Below are 16,186 nucleotides of genomic sequence, written 5' to 3' on the forward strand. Positions count from 1 at the left end.
GCAAAAGCAGGACTCATCTGACCGGTATCGCCATAGGGATGGGGTGATATCGCAGTGCTCAACAATAAAAAACACAGGCGTTTACTCAACGATTCTGCCGGCACACTCACACCCTGAGGTCAGAACCACCATGAACAAGCACATCGGCACCATTGCGCGTTGGCGCATGCAGATTTTCGCGATCACCTGGCTTGCATACGCCGCTTTCTACTTCACTCGCAAAGCGTTCTCGGTGGCCAAACTGGGCATCGGCGAAGACCCGACGTTCATGCTCGACAAGATGGCCATGGCCAACCTCGATGCGATCTATCTGGCGGCATACGCCATCGGCCAATTCACCTGGGGCATGCTCGCCGACCGCTTTGGCCCACGGGTCGTGGTGCTCGGTGGCTTGCTGATCTCCGCGGCGGCGGCGCTGGTGATGGGCAGTTTTGCGACGTTGCCGATCTTCGCCACCTGCATGTTGATCCAGGGGTTGGCGCAGTCCACCGGATGGTCGGGCTTGTGTAAAAACCTGGGCAGTTTTTTCCCTTCCGAGCAGCGCGGGCGCGTGCTCGGGTTGTGGAGTTCCTGCTACGCCTTTGGCGGTCTGGTGGCGTCGCCATTCGCCGGTTGGTGGGCGTACACGCTCGTCGGTACCTGGCACGCGGCGTTTATCTCCAGCGCGGTGGTGGTGGCGGTGGTGGCTGTTCTGTTCTTTATCTTCCAGCGCGACAAACCGGAAGACGTCGGCCTGCCAGCGGTGGAACCGGAGCCGGAACTGAGTGCTGAAGAGGCCGAAGCCAACAGTAAACTCAGTGTGTGGGAGCCGTTGAAGGAGATCCTGCGCAACCGCACGGTGCTGGTGCTGGGTCTTGCGTATTTCATGCTGAAACCGGCGCGTTACGCGATTCTGTTGTGGGGGCCGGTGATCGTTTTCGAGCAAATGCCCAGCGTCGGCAAGGTTGGCGCGGCGATCATTCCCACGTCTTTTGAACTGGCCGGGTTGCTCGGGCCAATCATGATCGGTCTGGCTTCGGACAAACTTTTCGGCGCCCGGCGCATGCCGGCCTGCGTGCTGAGTCTGTTGGCACTGACCGTGACGCTGGCGTTGTTCATGGGCGCGTTACACACCGGCAGCGTGTTGCTGGTGGTGGCGCTGCTGTTTGTCATGGGCCTGACCCTCTACGGCCCGGACTCGATGATCAGCGGCGCGGCCGCCATCGACTTCGGCAAAGCCAAGGCGGGCGCCACGGCGGCCGGATTCGTCAACGGCTGCGGCTCGGTCGGCGCGGTGCTCGGTGGCTTGCTGCCTGGGTACTTCGATTCGGTGACGGTGTTCATCGTCTTCGCCGGTTGCGCGCTGTTCTCGGCGCTGGTGCTGATTCCACACTGGAACAGCCGCCCGGTTGGCCTGATGGAGCCGCGCGCCTCAATTCCCAATTGCCGGCTGACGATCAAACCGCTGCGTACCTGAAAACCCTTGCCTCGTGGCCTGCTGCGGCGTTCGCGGCAGGCTGTGCCGTGGCCCACTGACTGGAGAAAACCCATGAGACCGTTTTGGCTGGAGCAGGCCTTGCAGGCCGATACGTCGGCGACTTGCCCACCTCTGCAAGGCGAAGTCCGCACCGATGTGTGCATCGTCGGCGGTGGTTACACCGGGTTGTGGACGGCGATCATGCTCAAGCAACAGAACCCCGAACTCGATGTGCTGTTGATCGAGGCCGACATCTGCGGCGCCGGCGCCAGTGGCCGCAATGGCGGCTGTGCGCTGTCGTGGTCGGCCAAGTATTTCACCCTCGAGCGCTTGTTCGGTGTTGAGGAAGCAGTGCGCCTGGTCAAGGAGTCCGAGCGCAGCATTCATGCCATCGGCGAGTTCTGCGAACAGTACGGCGTCGATGCCGAATACCGTCTCGACGGCACCTTGTACACCGCGACCAATCAGGCGCAGGTCGGCTCGACAGATGCAGTGATCGCGGCGCTTGAGCGCAACGGCATCAACTCGTTCAGCCAACGTCCGGTCGCCGATGTGCAGCGCATGGCCGGGTCGAGCAAGCATCTGGAAGGCTGGTTTTCGCCAGCGGCGGCCAGTGTGCAACCGGGCAAACTGGTGCGCGGATTGCGCCGGGTGGCGTTGCAATTGGGGGTGAAGATCCACGAAAACACGGCGATGACCGGCCTCGAAGAAGGGCGCCCGGCGCGGATCCAGACGGCGAACGGCAACGTCATCGCCGACCGTGTGGTGCTGGCGATGAACGCGTGGATGGCCCGTGCCTTTCCACAGTTCGAACGCAGTGTGGCGATTGTCTCCAGCGACATGCTGATCACCGAACCGCGTCCGGATCTGTTGCAGGACATCGGTTTGACCAGTGGCGTCACCGTACTCGACTCGCGGATTTTCGTGCACTACTACCACAACACCGCTGACGGCCGGATCATGCTCGGCAAGGGCGGCAACACCTTTGCCTATGGCGGGCGAATGCTGCCGGTGTTCGATCAGCCATCGCCGTATGCGGGCTTGCTCAAGCGCAGTCTCGGCGACTTTTTCCCGGCGTTTGCCGAAGTAAAAATCGATGCGACGTGGAATGGGCCCTCGGATCGCTCGGTCACCGGTTTGCCGTTCTTTGGCCAGATGAGCAATAGCGGCAATGTGTTTTACGGCTTTGGTTACTCCGGCAGTGGTGTCGGCCCGTGTCACATGGGCGGGCAGATTCTCGCGTCGCTGGTGCAGGGCCTGGATAACCCGTGGTCCCGCTCACCACTGGTCAACGGGCCGCTGGGGTATTTTCCGCCGGAGCCGATCCGCTACCTCGGCTCGCTGATGGTGCGCAACGCCATCCGCCGCAAGGAGCGCGCTGAAGATCATGGCCGGCGCCCCCGGCATCTGGACGTACGCCTGGCGAAATTTGCAGCGGCGGCGGGCAAGGCCGACAAGGGCTGACGGCGCCTACAGGGAGTGCGGCTGATTGAGCAGCCAGTCGAGCAATAAGCTGTCGTCGTGCAGGGGCGGTGTTTTGTGCGGCGGCGGATTGCGCTGGGTGCCCAGGCATAGAATCGGTCGGTCCGGATCGCCATCAAGAAAACTCACCCATACCTCACTGCCTGCACAAGGCAAGTCATCGGGCGCCACTCGGCCGTTGGCTCGGGTCATGGCGACAGGTAGCCAGATTGCATCGCTATCGGCGGTTGACGATGGTTGCGCAGGCCACAATCTGACGGCGACGCGCCCTTGTTCATCGAGTCGCGCCGGATGCCCCGTCGCGCCAAGCACTTGCGCCAGATGATAACCGGCGATGCCGGGGCGCGGTTGTTTGAGCGGCGGGCGGAAGTCGCTTGACCAGGGTTGAGCGGTGAAGTCGTTGTGATAGCGATGTTCGCTCGGACGCGGGTCAAGAATCGATGGGTGCTGACCCTGGTGGCGGATGGAGGTGATCCGCCATTGTTCGTTGAAGCTGTTGATCGGGTGCTCCGTCACCTGCAGCAAATGTCCGCTGAGTAAACCGATGCAGTCGCTGCGACCATTGATCGAACGGTGCTGACAACGTTGGCGCTCCAGGTGGCGACGACTGCGTTGTTCACTGTGGCGTTGTTCCAGTGACGGCAGGGTTGCTTGCGCATTGGCCGGGGTCTGATTGGCGGCCGCTTCTCTGCTTGCCTGCGGCCCTCGATTGCGCACGGCATGCAGTGTCGCAATGGGCGCGGCGTGGTGATGCTGGTACAGCGCGCTGACACTGGGCAACGGCACTTGCGCATCATCGGTGAACGGCAGCAGCGCCGGTTCCTGCGGCAGGCTCAAGCTGTCATCGGCGAACACGACAATGTGACTGTCCGCCCGGTGTTCAAAGTGATAGTGGATGCCTTCCTCTTCGCAAAGCCTGTGCAGCAGCGCCAGATCGCTTTCGTCGAACTGGATGCAGAACGGCCGTGCCGGGTAGTGGCCCACGGTCATTTCAATCCGATAGCCATCGTCAGGCAGGGTATTTTCATCGAGCAACTGCTGCAGGATCTGCGGCACGCTCAGTTGCACGAACACACGCCGTTTGCTCGGTTGCGCCAACTTTTGCAGGGCTGGCACCACGACAAGTCGGTAGCCGATCCGGTGAGTACCGCGGTGTTCGCAACTGGCACTGCGGACCACGCCGTGAATCCCATGCTGGTCGTTCAGGCGCAGAAACACAGGTTGCTGCAACAATGCGCCCGGCGTCACGGCGGGCGCCAGGCCAATCAGTTCGATGTCGAAGCGATAGGGCTGGTTGAGCGCTTCCTCGCCGTGAAAGCGCAATACCGGCAGGCACAATCCGCTATCAGTCAGGGTGAGGGTGAACGGACTTTCCTTGTCATTGAGCATTCGCACAGGCTCTGTCAGGCAATACGGGTCTCAGAGGGTACGAAACCCCAGCGCGGAATGGTTATGTCAAAGGGGTTTTTCAGAATCGCCCTACAAGCTCTGGTGAAGAAGTCGATTCCACATAGGATTTTTTTGGTCGATTGCCGACTTTAGGCCGTATAAACTGGCCGGCACGCGTCGGCCAATAGATGTCTCGGCGCCACAGATCAAGAGAGTGAGTAATGGGCGCACAGTGGAAGGTTAAACACAAAGAAGCGGCAGCCAACGCCAAGGGCAAAATCTTCGGCAAACTGGTGAAAGAAATCACCATTGCTGCCCGCAACGGTGCCGATACCACCACCAACGCACACCTGCGTCTGGTGGTCGAACAGGCCAAGAAAGCCTCGATGCCGAAGGAAACCCTGGATCGCGCCATCAAGAAAGGCGCCGGTCTGTTGGGCGAAACCGTGCAATACCATCGCGTGACCTACGAAGGTTTTGCCCCGCACCAGGTGCCGCTGATCGTCGAGTGCGTGACCGACAACATCAACCGCACCGTCGCGGAAATCCGCGTGGCGTTCCGCAAGGGCCAGTTGGGGGCTTCGGGCTCGGTGGCCTGGGACTTCAACCATGTGGGCATGATCGAAGCGTCGCCGGACACCCCGGACGCCGATCCGGAAATGGCCGCGATCGAAGCCGGTGCCCAGGATTTTGAACCCGGTGAAGAGGGCGCGACCCTGTTCCTGACCGATCCGACCGACCTCGATTCGGTGCAGAAAGCCCTGCCGGAACAAGGTTTCACCGTGCTGTCGGCCAAGCTGGGCTACCAGCCGAAGAACCCGGTCAGCGGCTTGAGCGATGAGCAGATGGCTGAAGTTGAAGCGTTCCTTGAAGGCCTCGACAACCATGACGACGTGCAGGATATGTTCGTCGGTCTGGCTGGCTGATTTGTTTCAAAACTGACCTGTGGCGAGGGAGCTTGCTCCCGCTGGGTGGCGAAGCCGTCCCAAAGCGACGACTGCTGCGCAGCCGAGCGGGAGCAAGCTCCCTCGCCACAGGTGTTGTATGAATCAGAGATTTTGCAATTGCTGCACGACCTCATTGAACCCCGGCCGCGCCAGCACATCCGCCTGACAGCAGCGCTGCTCCAGTGCTTCCAGCACCGCACGCCGTTCATCGCTCAACCCTGAGTCGATCCGCGCCAGCAGTTCCCCAAGCAAAACCCCGAACGCCCTTACTTCGATGCGTTGCAGCGCACGCGTTTCGAGGTTGTCCGTGGTGGCATGAAACGACGCCGCGCCGAAATCCCCCAGTAAACACTCACCCTGATCGTTCAACAGAATGTTGTGTCCATAGAGATCGCCGTGGGTGATGCCTTGCTGATGCAGATGCTCGGCCGCCGCAGCGATGCCCTTGGCAATGCTCAGCGCCACCTCGGCAGTGAAGCGGCAATCCTCGGCATAGACATCCCGCGAGCATGACACCAGGCTCGGCAATGCCGCGAGGTTGCGAAAGCTCGGATCAATCAGTTGCATCACCAGACCCTGTTGGCCGTCGGGATGGCCATGAATACGACCTTCCACGCGAATCAGATTCGGGTGCAATCCTGCGGTGATGCAGGCGTTCATTTCATGCAGCGGTGAGCCGTCGCTGGTCATCTCGCCTTTGTACAGTTTCACCGCGACCGGCTGCTGCGAGCCGTCGGCGCGTTGCCAGATCGCCCGGGAAATCACCCCGGAGGCGCCTTCGCCCAGTTGTTGCTCCAGACGCAGCGCCGACCAGTCGATCAGCGGTGTGGCTTCAAGGGCGGCGGCATCGGCCTCGGTTTCCAGCGGATTACCCGCGTAGGCCAGCCACGTCAGGCTCGGCAATGTCAGCAGCGCCGGGGGCAACTCGGTGAGGCGGTTGGCGGCGATGCGGATCAGTTCCAGGCGATGACAACCGCTTAAAGATGCGGGCAGCGATTGCAGGCGATTGCCCGCCAGCATGAGTTTTTGCAGGTAAGGGCGCTCGCCGAGTTCGTCCGGCAGGGTTTCGATGCAGTTGTCGGTGAGGATCAGCCAGCGCAGTAAGGGCGGCAGCGCTGCGCCGGGCACCTCGACGATGCGGTTGGCCTTGAAGCCGATCATGCTCAGCGCTGCGCATTGGCCGAGGCAGGCTGGCAGTTCGGTGAACTGGTTGTCGGAGCAGAACAGCACACGCAGCCGGGTCAGGCGGTGCAGATCATCCGGCAGGCTGCTCAAGGCGTTGCCGCTGAGATTGAGCACCTCAAGGGTGTCGGCCAGGTCGAAGATCTGCGACGGGAACTCGGTCAGGCCACAGGCCAGATCCAGCCGTTTAATGCCCGACAATTCGCCGGCGCGCAATTGAGCAAGGGTATGCATGAAGGTATTCGCAATAGAGGGTCGCTGAGAATGGGCGACATGATAACGGCAGATGCCTGCCCGGCGCAGACCCGAGTGCGAAACTGCGCTGAAACCCTACAAGTGGGCTGCGGTGGTTGTCAGGTGCTGCAACTGGCCCAGTCGGCTGCGGGTGCGGGCCAGGTCGATGGCGTCGCCCGCCAGGCTTTCGTGCAACGGCAGTCGACTCAGCAATGTCAGGTGTTTGTCCTGGTCGTACAGCACGTCGATCACGTTGATGAAGCGTTGTTGTGTGGCGATCGAGCACCCGTCCAGTAGCGGCAGGTGGTCGATGATCCAGTGGTCGAAACGCCGACACAACTCCAGATAATCCACCACGGCCGTCGGCTGTTCGCACAGATCGGCGAAGGTAAAAACCACACGTCGATCGTCATGCAGCCGCGCCTGAAACGGCCGATTGGCGACCACTAACGAAATGGCTGGCGCATTCTCTGCTGGCAGACTCAAGGCCTGACGCTGCGCTGACGTGGCTGGCCACACGTACTGGCCCTGAGTGAACAGTTGATGCGCATGGTTGTGCGCCAGAGTGCGGTAGTCGTGCGGGCCGCCCACTTCCATGACCTGCATGCGTGCGTTGATCAGCTCGATCACCGGTTTGAAACGCGCGTGATAGAGCGGATTGGGCAGCAAGCCTTGAGGCGGATAGTTGGAGGTCAGCAACAGCAGAATGCCGCGCTGGAACAACGCCTTGAACAACCGCGTGATGAGCATCGCATCGCCAATGTCATGCACGTGAAACTCGTCGAAACACAGCACCCGACAGTCCTGCAACAGCTCGTCGAGGGTGATGGCCAAGGCATCGTCCTCCCGGCGATGGCGGAACATGCCCTGATGCAGTTGCGCAAAGAATTCATGGAAATGCAGGCGCCGCTTCTGCGTGATTGGCAGTGCCTGAAAAAAGCCATCCAGTAACCAGCTCTTGCCGCGTCCGACCGCTCCGTGCAGATAAAGGCTCTGCGGGGTGTGCGTTGACGCGCCGAACAGCAGGCTGGCCTGCTGCGCCATGCAATCGATCACTCGCTGCTGGGCATGGCTGAGGGTGTAGCCCTGGCTGCGGGCCTTGTTGCCGAAGTAATCGCGGATCGACTGCGCACTGGCGTCATGCCCCGCGCTGGCGGGCAGGCCTCTGCCGAACAGGCGGCGCAACGCCGGCCAGCGCTGGGTCAGGCGTGATCGTTTCGGTGGTTGGGCGGGCACGCTGCGTCACTCCGAGTCATCAATCCGGCGCCCGGGAGCGCGGCGGCACAGTGTAACCAGACGTGCAACGGACGCTCCAGTGCCGTCGCTGGAAAGTGGGCGGTCAGTGAACAATATTGTGCGGCCCGTACAGCTATTTTCAGCGAGATGATTCGGCCTGTTGCCAATCTTTCGAAACATATCCCGTTCTGTCCATGGATCCAATCGACTGGCGCAATCGCCGTCCGTTGCTAACCTGAAACACAGTAACGACAACGCAAGTGATCGCTGACAAGGAACCGGGCAGTGAATCTACGGGTGGTCATGGGCCTGCTGGGTGCGTGTGTTGCACCCGTGTACGCGGCGGATCTTCAGGTCGAGGTACGTGTCGATGTGCAGCGCGGCTGCCAGTTGATCGGCCAGCAGCGCGAGGCCGGTATCGAGCAGCTCGGCGTGCTTGATTTCGGCAGTACCGCGCGCCTCGACGACCCGGCCGGGCCACTCGGAGCGGCCTTGACCAATCAACGGCTGCCGCGCCTGGAATGCAACCCGGACACGCCTTATCAGTTGCGCGTCGATGGCGGTTTGCACGGCGGTGTCGGGGAAGTCCGTTACATGGCCGGGGCGGCTGACAGCAAGCCGATTCCGTACCGCTTGTATCAGGACGCCGCGCGTCGTGTGCCACTGGTGGTGGATGTACCCGTCAGCGGTCGAGTGCCGGACACGGGCACCGTGGAGCTGCCGTTGTATGCGCGGATCGAGCGCCTGGCGGAGGTTCCGAAGGTCAGTCGTTATTCGGACCTGGTCAAGGTGACGGTGACCTGGTGATCGCCAGGTTGTGATTGGCAATCCGCCGGATGCGGATTGTGCAAGGAAGGTGTTCAGCAATGAACGTGGTGGTTGAGCCATTCCTCAAGGAGCAGGGACGGACACAATGACAGGCAAGTACTGGATGGTCGTGGCGGCAGGTACGCTCGCGTTACTCGCTGACGACGCACAAGCGGCGGTGAGCGGGCAGATTCATGCGCGGCTGATCCTCATTGCCGGCTGCGAAGTGACCAACACCAGCGACCCCGCCAGCCCGGTCAGCGATCTGGGCAAGCTTGACTTCGGCCTTCAGGGCCCGACCTGGAACGCACCGATCAAGGCCAGCCTCGATGGTGACAGCAGTGGCAGACTGAATGTCGCCTGCAACCCTTCGGTCACCGGTTTCACCGTCAGCATCGACGGTGGCGCCCATGGTGACGGCAACACCCGGCGCCTGAGCAACGGCCGCCAGACCATTCCCTATCAGTTGTTTCTCGATGCCTCCGGCAGTCAGAGCTACAGCATCGGTCAACAACACAATTTCGCTGTCACCAGCGGTGCGCAGATACCGATCCCGGTATTTGGCTCGGTGGTGGCGAATACCCGCGCGGTCCCGGCAGGTGTCTATACCGACACCCTGACGGTGACGCTCGACTGGTAACCCCGTAGAGGACGGAAACCATGCGTATGTATGCATCAAGGATAGGTTTGTCGTTGCTTGGTCTGGCACTGTTTTCCAGTGCCCATGCCGCCACCACTGTCACCGGCCAGATCACCTCGAGCCTGATCCTGACCAGCAGCTGTCAGGTCAACGGCGCCGGAGGCTCCACCGGTCTGAACTTCGGTGCGTTGAACTTCGGCACCGCCAACAGCCTGTTCACCACGGCCACCGGGCAAGTGCTGGGCGGTGGTGGCGGGGCGTTGTCGATTCTCTGCTCCAGTGGCACCACACCGACGGTCAAGGTCCGGGCGGGCTCCCATGACGGCATGTCACCGGGGGGGACGCGCGCGCTGTACGACGGCGTCGCCAATTATGTGCCGTACGACTTGTACACCGACGCCGGGCATTCGCAGCTGTTGGCGATTGACGGCACGATCAATCTGGCCGCCAGCACCGGCGTGGCGCAAACGGTGAATATCTACGGTCAAGCGGTGGGCAAGGCCGGTTTGCCGGCAGGGACCTACACCGACACTGTCGCTGTTGAACTGACGTTCTGATGCCATGCGCCGTCAAGGCTGCATCGCGCTGCTCCTGCTTTGTGCGGGCAGTGCGCCGCTGCCGCTGACCGCTGCGACCAGTCAGAGCTTTCAGGTCAGCGCCACGGTCACGGCGGGGTGTCTGGTGGTCGGTGGGGTGTCGAACTATGGCGGGCTGAATTTCGGTTCACGTTCGGCCCTGGCCACCGGCACGGTGCAGGTCGCGCTGACCGGCGGTGTGCAATTGCAATGCACACCGGGGGTGACACTGAACATGAGCGTCGATGGCGGTCAGTACAACAGCAGCGGCCGGCACATGCAGATCAACAGTGGCAGCGCGCGGGTGGCGTATACGCTGTTTCGCGATGCGGCGTACAGCCAGAGCCTGGGCATCGGCCAGAGCGTGGCGGTGGCCTATAGCGATGCGAACAACATCAGCCTGCCGATTTACGGTCAGGTGCAATTGCCGGGCAATCAGCCTGGGGGGACGTACAGCGACGTGTTGCAGGTGCAACTGTCGTGGTGAGGCGAAGGCTGGATTGCCGACAAGGAGCAGGTCTATGGGGTCAGTTACATCACGGCATTCGTTGGTTCAGTGCGCGATGTTGGCGCTGGTCATGCTTGGGACCGGCAACGCGCTGGCGGCCAGTTCGGTATTGATCTGGCCGATTGACCCGGTGCTGGAGGCCGATCAGCAGGCCAGTGCGTTATGGCTGGAGAACCGCGGCAACGAAACCGCCAATCTGCAGATTCGCGTGTTCAGTTGGAGCCAGAGCGGGTTCGAGGAGCAATACCAGAATCAACGCGACGTGATTGGCAGTCCGCCGGTGGCGAAGATCGAGCCGGGGCAAAAACAACTGGTGCGCCTGACCCGCACCAAAGACGTGCCGCCGGGGCAGGAACTGGCTTATCGAATCATCATCGACGAAATCCCGTCCGCACAACCGGCCTCCGCTGACGGCGGCAAGACCGCCGCTGCCATCCGCTTCCAGATGCGCTATTCGGTGCCGCTGTTTGCCTACGGCGCGGGGCTGTGGAGCAAGGAGGACAGCACTCGCCCGCGAGATCCCAAAGGCATCGGCCTGCCGCAATTGAGCTGGCGCACGGTGGCCGTGGAGGGGCGGCCATATGTAGAGGTGCGCAATCAGGGCGCGGTGCATGCGCGATTGACCGACGTGGCGATCAAGCAGGGCGGGCAGAGCAAGCCATTGGCCGAGGGACTGCTCGGTTATGTGTTGCCGGGCGCGGTGATGCGCTGGCCGGCGCCAGGTGCTGCGGCGGCTGATTCGGCGTTGCAGGTACGGGTCAATGGGGCGCCGCAGGTGCAGAGCATCAGCCCGGCACGGTAGCCGGACGAAGATTTTTTAGCTGTGCTTTTTGTGGCGAGGGAGCTTGCTCCCGCTGGGCTGCGAAGCAGCCCCAAAACAGATGACTGCAGTGTCTCAGTTAGATTTGGGTGACTGGTTTACGACGGCTGCGCCGCCGAGCGGGAGCAAGCTCCCTCGCCACATGGGTTGGGTAGTGTCACTGAGATATGAGTCTGGCTAGGGAAGTATCAGGAGGAATCAGTCCATTGACGGACGTAAAGCGCGTATGAGCCCAGGATGGGCTCGCCGTATTCAGCGTCCGTTGTGGCTCATGACCGGCGCGTGTTGCCTGGTGTTCGTTCAACCATCCGGGGCCGGTGAACTGCCGCCGCCTCCCAGCGGCATGGAGGCCGTCAGCGATGCACAGCTGTTTCTCGAACTGGTGGTCAACCAGATGAATACCGGACGTGTGGTGGCGGTGGATCAGCGCGACGGGCGGCTGTTTCTGCCGAGCACGGCGTTACGCGAAACCGGCATGAAACTGCCCGACGGTGTTGGCGCCGAAGTCGACCTCGACAGCCTGCCGGGGCTGCACAGCGATTACGACAGTGTCGGCCAGCGCCTGCTGCTGGATGTGCCACCGGAGTGGTTGCCGGAGCAGTTCATCGGCAATCGTCAGAACTACCCGCGCACGCCGGCACTGAGCAGTTTCGGCGCGCTGTTCAACTATGACCTGTACCTCAACGATACCGACGATGCCGGCACCTACCTGGCGGCGTGGAACGAGGTGCGGCTGTTCGACAGTTGGGGCACGTTGTCCAATACCGGGCAATACCGGCGCACCTTGTCCGGTGATTCGCTCAACACTATGAGCAACGGTTACCTGCGTTACGACACCACGTGGCGTTACTCCGATGACGAGCGAATGCTCACCTACGAGGCGGGCGACGTGATCAGCGGCGCGCTGCCCTGGAGCAGTTCGGTGCGCCTGGGGGGCGTGCAATTCTCCCGCGACTTTGCCGTGCGCCCGGATCTGGTGACCTATCCGCTGCCACAGTTTGCCGGCGAGGCGGCGGTGCCATCCTCGGTGGATCTGTTCATCAATGGCTACAAATCCAGCAGCGCCGATCTGCAACCGGGGCCGTATACGCTGACCAACATTCCGTTCATCAACGGTGCCGGCGAAGCGGTGGTGGTGACCACGGATGCACTGGGGCGGCAGGTGTCGACCACGGTGCCGTTTTATGTGACCAGCAGTTTGCTGCAAAAGGGCCTGAGCGACTTTTCTGTGGCGGCCGGTACCTTGCGTCGCGACTACGCGCTGAAGGATTTCAACTATGGGCCGGGCGTCACTTCCGGCAGCCTGCGTTACGGCGTCAGCGACAGTTTTACCCTGGAAAGCCATGCCGAAGCCGCGCAAAACCTGACCCTCGGCGGGCTCGGCGGTAACCTGCGCCTGGGCAATTTCGGCGTGCTCAACAGTGCCATCAGTCAGAGCCGTTTCGACGGAGACGGTGGCGAGCAATTGAGCCTCGGTTATCAGTACAGCAATCAGCGTTTCAGCTTTTCTTACCAGCGCCTGCAACGCCACGATCAATACGCTGACCTGACCGTGGTCGACAGCCCCTATATCAGCCTCAGCCGCCGCAGCGAACAGGCCACGCTGAGCCTCAACCTGGATCGCTGGGGCAGCCTCGGTGCCGGTTATTTCGATGTGCGTGCCGCCGACGATTCCCGTACGCGCCTGCTCAACCTGAGCTGGAGCAAACCGTTGTGGCGCAACAGCAGTTTTTATCTGTCGGCCAACCGCGAGATCGGCGACAGCAACTGGGCTGTGCAGGCGCAACTGGTGATCCCGTTCGATCTGCGTGGCAGCCTGGCGATCAGCAGCGAGCGCAGCAAGACCGGGCAAACCCAGCAGCGCGTCAACTACAGTCGCTCGGTGCCGACCGAGGGCGGGGTCGGCTTCAATCTGGGGTACGCCAAGGGTGATGGCGCCGATTATCGCCAGGCCGACGTGACCTGGCGCCTGCAATCGGTGCAGTTGCAGGCCGGTGTGTATGGCACGTCCGACGCCGAAACCCGTTGGGCCGATGCCAGTGGATCGCTGGTGTGGATGGACCGGCAGGTGTTTGCCGCCAACCGCATCGACGATGCCTTTGTGGTGGTCAGCACCGATGGTTTTGCCGACATTCCGGTGCGTTACGAAAACCAGCAGGTAGGCCAGACCGATAAAAACGGTCATCTCCTGGTGCCGTGGAGCAGCGCTTACTACCGTGGCAAGTACGAAATCGATCCGCTGAACCTGCCGCCGAATGTGCGCAGCCCCAATGTTGAACAGCGCATCGCGGTACGCCGTGGTAGCGGTTATCTGCTGGAATTTCCGCTGAGCAAAATCATTGCCGCGAGTATCGTCCTGGTCGATGCGCAGCAACGTGAGCTGCCGTTGGGCGCAGGCGTGCTGCATGAAGAGAGCGGCGCACGTACCGTGGTCGGTTGGGATGGCCTGGTCTATCTGGAAAACCTGCAAGCGCAGAACTCGCTGCAAGTTACGCTGGCGGACGGCAAAACCTGCAAGGCGCAGTTCAATGTCGACATGAACCAGAATCAGGTGCCGCTGATCGGCCCGCTGGTGTGCCAATGATCGGCGCACGCTGGCTGTTGTGGTTGGCGCTGTTGTCGCCGGGGGCGGCGCAGGCCGCTTGCTCGGTGGTCAGTACCACGCCGGCGGCCTTCGGAACGCTCAGTTCGATTGCCGTGCGCACCACATCGCAACCCAGCTCCACGCTCAATGGCGGGCTGAGTTGCACCGGCTCTTTGCTGTCACTGCTCACCAGCAATGACCACTTCTGGGGCACCGTTTCGTCGACCCAGAGCGGACTGCTCGGGCCCACTGGCGATGTCATCAGTTACACGGTCTACGCCAACAACAGCACCAGTTACCCGCTGACTCGCGGCACGGCGTATGACTTCGCCCGCAATGGCATCATCGATGCCTTGGGACTGCTGGGCGGTACGACGCCGAAAACCGTGCCGCTCTACCTGGGGACGACCATCGGCAGCAACGTCGCAGCGGGGGTGTATACCGAAACCCTGAGCATCTTCTGGAACTGGAATTACTGTTCGGGTATCGGCATCGGCGCCATTTGCCTTGGGCGCGACATCAACAGCGGCACTACCACGTTGACCGTGAACCTGACCGTCTCCAACGACTGCACGATCACGGCGCCAAACATCGCGTTCGGCAGCGCACCGGTGGTCAGCGCCTTCACACCGGTCACCGGGCAGACCATCAACCTGGCCTGCACCAAGGGCAGCGCCTACACTGTGGGCCTGAGCGACGGGCAAAACCCGGTCAGCGCGGGTGGGCGACGACGGATGATTTCCGGGAGCAACTATCTGGCTTATGACATTTTCAAAAGTGCCGGCACGACGCGCTGGGGCAGTGTCGGGGCCGCGCGTCGGGCGAGTACCGATGCCGAGGTCAATCCGGGCAATGGACTCGGGACTGGCAGCCAGATTTTCAATTACAACGCGAAGATCTACACCGACCAGACCACACCGCCGGCAGGGACGTATCTGGACAACGTGGTGCTGGATGTGGGGTTCTGAACCTTGCGCCGACCCCTAGTGGGAGCGGGCTTGCCCGCGATGGCACCGAATGGCGGTGACGAATGGCAGGGTGAAGACAGTTGCTCCCACAGGGTCATGCTGTGTTTCAAAACTGTTTCAGCAGGGGGGCAGCCGGTGTATCAACCGGGCTGACCATCGCATAGTTGTAACCACCACCCGACCAGTATTCGGCCTGCAAATCCCCGTCACTGCGGGTGCCGCGTGGCAAAAAGGTGTTTTTCGGGCCGGGTGGGCGAACGTAAAAACTCACCTTGTGCCCACTCGCATCCTCATACATCACCATCGCCGCTGGCCCCTCATCGGTGCTGAGCAGACGTCCGCTGACCGGTTGGAACCCGGCCGCCGTCAGATCCGGCAAACGACGGGCCTGCGTGAAATAGCGGTCGAGCCAGCGCTGCATATCGCCATCGCCTGCCATTTGGTAATCCGCCGGCAGCATGCCTTGCTGAGCAATCAGTCGATAAGCCTGCAAGGCGTCGGTCATGGGTAATACAGAGGAGCGCACCAAGGTCATTTCCCGAGCCTGCCAACCGCTGAAACCGCCGACGCTCACCGCGATCAGCAACACCGCGGCGCTGGCCAGATGACGGCGTGACTGACGTTTCTGGCGCTGGCGAATCATCGCCGGATCAAGCGCTGGATTCATCGGTTGCTGCAACGCGCCACTCAACGCCGCGCGCAGTTGCTGGGCATCCTGTTGCCAGGCGCGAACCTGCGCGGCTTCATCCGGATGGCTGGCGAGCCAGGTCTCCAGCACACGCCGATCGGCATCGCTGAGCTGGTGGTCGACATAAGCGTGCAGGTCACGCTCGTTGGGAGGCAGGCTGATCATTTGAGTATCCGCAAAGAAGGACTGCTGATTTCGCCGTCGCTGAGTTGGCGCAAGGCCTGGCGGGCGCGGGACAGGCGCGACATCACGGTGCCGATCGGGGCGCCAAGGATCTCGGCGACCTCTTTGTAGGAAAGGCCTTCGACCGAGACCATGAGCAGCAGGGCACGCTGCTCGGTGGGCAGTCGGTCGAAGGCTTGCAGGGTCGACTGGGCGATGACGGTGCGCTCCACCGAAGGTTCGGCATCGTCGCGACCGGTGAAGAATTCGAGCATCCGCGCATAGCGGCGCGAACGACGATGGGCATCGAGAAACTGGCGGTACAGGATCGCGAACAGCCATGCACACAAATCGCCGTCGGCGCGCTTGTCGCCCCAACCCGACAGGGCGCGCTCCAGACTCGCCTGCACCAGATCGTCGGCGCTGCTGCTGTTGCGTGTCAGTGACACGGCAAAGCGGCGCAATCTGGGGATCAGCTCACGCAGTTGTTCATCGAGTGCGTTCATGC

15 protein-coding genes are annotated in these 16,186 nt (G+C 61.8%); 10 read left to right on the forward strand and 5 right to left on the reverse strand.

The window, feature by feature from the left end; all coding sequences use genetic code 11:
• The first annotated feature begins 130 nt into the window (after positions 1-130).
• Positions 131-1,456 carry an MFS transporter gene (locus AC3WMT_RS22310; protein WP_103305244.1) on the forward strand — a complete coding sequence of 442 codons (1,326 nt, stop codon included), beginning with the start codon at positions 131-133 and terminating at the stop codon, positions 1,454-1,456.
• Positions 1,457-1,528: 72 nt separating this feature from the next.
• Positions 1,529-2,920, forward strand: a complete 1,392-nt coding sequence (locus tag AC3WMT_RS22315) for an FAD-dependent oxidoreductase (RefSeq protein WP_103305245.1) — start codon at positions 1,529-1,531, stop codon at positions 2,918-2,920.
• A gap of 6 nt (positions 2,921-2,926) precedes the next feature.
• On the opposite strand, the gene AC3WMT_RS22320 is transcribed toward AC3WMT_RS22315, so the two are convergent.
• Positions 2,927-4,327, reverse strand: coding sequence for a type VI secretion system Vgr family protein (locus AC3WMT_RS22320; protein ID WP_103305246.1), 1,401 nt, complete (start codon positions 4,325-4,327; stop codon positions 2,927-2,929).
• A 221-nt stretch (positions 4,328-4,548) separates the two neighbouring features.
• Here AC3WMT_RS22320 and AC3WMT_RS22325 point away from each other — a divergent pair, with 221 nt between their 5' ends.
• Positions 4,549-5,253: a YebC/PmpR family DNA-binding transcriptional regulator gene (locus AC3WMT_RS22325; RefSeq protein ID WP_038362748.1), complete on the forward strand. Its 705-nt coding sequence runs from the start codon at positions 4,549-4,551 to the stop codon at positions 5,251-5,253.
• Between the two features lie 123 nt (positions 5,254-5,376).
• On the opposite strand, the gene AC3WMT_RS22330 is transcribed toward AC3WMT_RS22325, so the two are convergent.
• Positions 5,377-6,690: a leucine-rich repeat-containing protein kinase family protein gene (locus AC3WMT_RS22330; RefSeq protein WP_103305247.1), complete on the reverse strand. Its 1,314-nt coding sequence runs from the start codon at positions 6,688-6,690 to the stop codon at positions 5,377-5,379.
• A gap of 96 nt (positions 6,691-6,786) precedes the next feature.
• Positions 6,787-7,926, reverse strand: coding sequence for a cell division protein ZapE (zapE, locus tag AC3WMT_RS22335; RefSeq protein ID WP_103305248.1), 1,140 nt, complete (start codon positions 7,924-7,926; stop codon positions 6,787-6,789).
• Between the two features lie 285 nt (positions 7,927-8,211).
• On the opposite strand from zapE, the gene AC3WMT_RS22340 reads away from it, so the two are divergent.
• From AC3WMT_RS22340 to AC3WMT_RS22370, 7 genes are all read left to right on the forward strand, one after another.
• Positions 8,212-8,733, forward strand: a complete 522-nt coding sequence (locus AC3WMT_RS22340) for a Csu type fimbrial protein (protein ID WP_475225611.1) — start codon at positions 8,212-8,214, stop codon at positions 8,731-8,733.
• Between the two features lie 106 nt (positions 8,734-8,839).
• Complete coding sequence (locus AC3WMT_RS22345) at positions 8,840-9,373, forward strand: Csu type fimbrial protein (protein ID WP_103305250.1); 534 nt, start codon at positions 8,840-8,842, stop codon at positions 9,371-9,373.
• Between the two features lie 20 nt (positions 9,374-9,393).
• The gene (locus AC3WMT_RS22350; protein ID WP_103305251.1) at positions 9,394-9,930 is read left to right on the forward strand and encodes a Csu type fimbrial protein; all 537 of its coding nucleotides are present in this window, start codon (positions 9,394-9,396) and stop codon (positions 9,928-9,930) included.
• A gap of 4 nt (positions 9,931-9,934) precedes the next feature.
• The gene (locus AC3WMT_RS22355) at positions 9,935-10,435 is read left to right on the forward strand and encodes a Csu type fimbrial protein (protein ID WP_103305252.1); all 501 of its coding nucleotides are present in this window, start codon (positions 9,935-9,937) and stop codon (positions 10,433-10,435) included.
• Positions 10,436-10,469: 34 nt separating this feature from the next.
• Positions 10,470-11,258, forward strand: a complete 789-nt coding sequence (locus tag AC3WMT_RS22360; RefSeq protein ID WP_103305253.1) for a fimbrial biogenesis chaperone — start codon at positions 10,470-10,472, stop codon at positions 11,256-11,258.
• Positions 11,259-11,502: 244 nt separating this feature from the next.
• A complete protein-coding gene (locus AC3WMT_RS22365; RefSeq protein WP_103305255.1) occupies positions 11,503-13,860 on the forward strand; it encodes a fimbria/pilus outer membrane usher protein in 2,358 nt (785 codons plus the stop codon).
• Entirely contained in the window at positions 13,857-14,828 is a 972-nt protein-coding gene (locus AC3WMT_RS22370; protein WP_103305256.1) for a Csu type fimbrial protein, read from the forward strand. The genes AC3WMT_RS22365 and AC3WMT_RS22370 overlap by 4 nt, the downstream gene beginning before the upstream one ends.
• 106 nt (positions 14,829-14,934) lie before the next feature.
• On the opposite strand, the gene AC3WMT_RS22375 is transcribed toward AC3WMT_RS22370, so the two are convergent.
• Both AC3WMT_RS22375 and AC3WMT_RS22380 read right to left on the reverse strand, forming a co-directional pair.
• Positions 14,935-15,681, reverse strand: coding sequence for an anti-sigma factor family protein (locus AC3WMT_RS22375; protein ID WP_103305257.1), 747 nt, complete (start codon positions 15,679-15,681; stop codon positions 14,935-14,937).
• Entirely contained in the window at positions 15,678-16,184 is a 507-nt protein-coding gene (locus AC3WMT_RS22380) for a sigma-70 family RNA polymerase sigma factor (RefSeq protein ID WP_103305258.1), read from the reverse strand. Before AC3WMT_RS22380 ends, AC3WMT_RS22375 begins: the two co-directional genes overlap by 4 nt.
• Between the last annotated feature and the right edge of the window lie 2 nt (positions 16,185-16,186).

It is taken from the genome of Pseudomonas sp. FW305-7 (assembly GCF_058786735.1).

Bases quoted from the DNA above. Each gene is read 5' to 3' on its own strand.
- AC3WMT_RS22310 (WP_103305244.1), top strand. From the start codon at position 131: ATGAACAAGCACATCGGCACCATTGCGCGTTGGCGCATGCAGATTTTC.
- AC3WMT_RS22315 (WP_103305245.1), top strand. From the start codon at position 1,529: ATGAGACCGTTTTGGCTGGAGCAGGCCTTGCAGGCCGATACGTCGGCG.
- AC3WMT_RS22320 (WP_103305246.1), bottom strand. From the start codon at position 4,327: ATGCTCAATGACAAGGAAAGTCCGTTCACCCTCACCCTGACTGATAGC.
- AC3WMT_RS22325 (WP_038362748.1), top strand. From the start codon at position 4,549: ATGGGCGCACAGTGGAAGGTTAAACACAAAGAAGCGGCAGCCAACGCC.
- AC3WMT_RS22330 (WP_103305247.1), bottom strand. From the start codon at position 6,690: ATGCATACCCTTGCTCAATTGCGCGCCGGCGAATTGTCGGGCATTAAA.
- AC3WMT_RS22345 (WP_103305250.1), top strand. From the start codon at position 8,840: ATGACAGGCAAGTACTGGATGGTCGTGGCGGCAGGTACGCTCGCGTTA.
- AC3WMT_RS22350 (WP_103305251.1), top strand. From the start codon at position 9,394: ATGCGTATGTATGCATCAAGGATAGGTTTGTCGTTGCTTGGTCTGGCA.
- AC3WMT_RS22355 (WP_103305252.1), top strand. From the start codon at position 9,935: ATGCGCCGTCAAGGCTGCATCGCGCTGCTCCTGCTTTGTGCGGGCAGT.
- AC3WMT_RS22360 (WP_103305253.1), top strand. From the start codon at position 10,470: ATGGGGTCAGTTACATCACGGCATTCGTTGGTTCAGTGCGCGATGTTG.
- AC3WMT_RS22365 (WP_103305255.1), top strand. From the start codon at position 11,503: ATGAGCCCAGGATGGGCTCGCCGTATTCAGCGTCCGTTGTGGCTCATG.
- AC3WMT_RS22370 (WP_103305256.1), top strand. From the start codon at position 13,857: ATGATCGGCGCACGCTGGCTGTTGTGGTTGGCGCTGTTGTCGCCGGGG.
- AC3WMT_RS22375 (WP_103305257.1), bottom strand. From the start codon at position 15,681: ATGATCAGCCTGCCTCCCAACGAGCGTGACCTGCACGCTTATGTCGAC.
- AC3WMT_RS22380 (WP_103305258.1), bottom strand. From the start codon at position 16,184: ATGAACGCACTCGATGAACAACTGCGTGAGCTGATCCCCAGATTGCGC.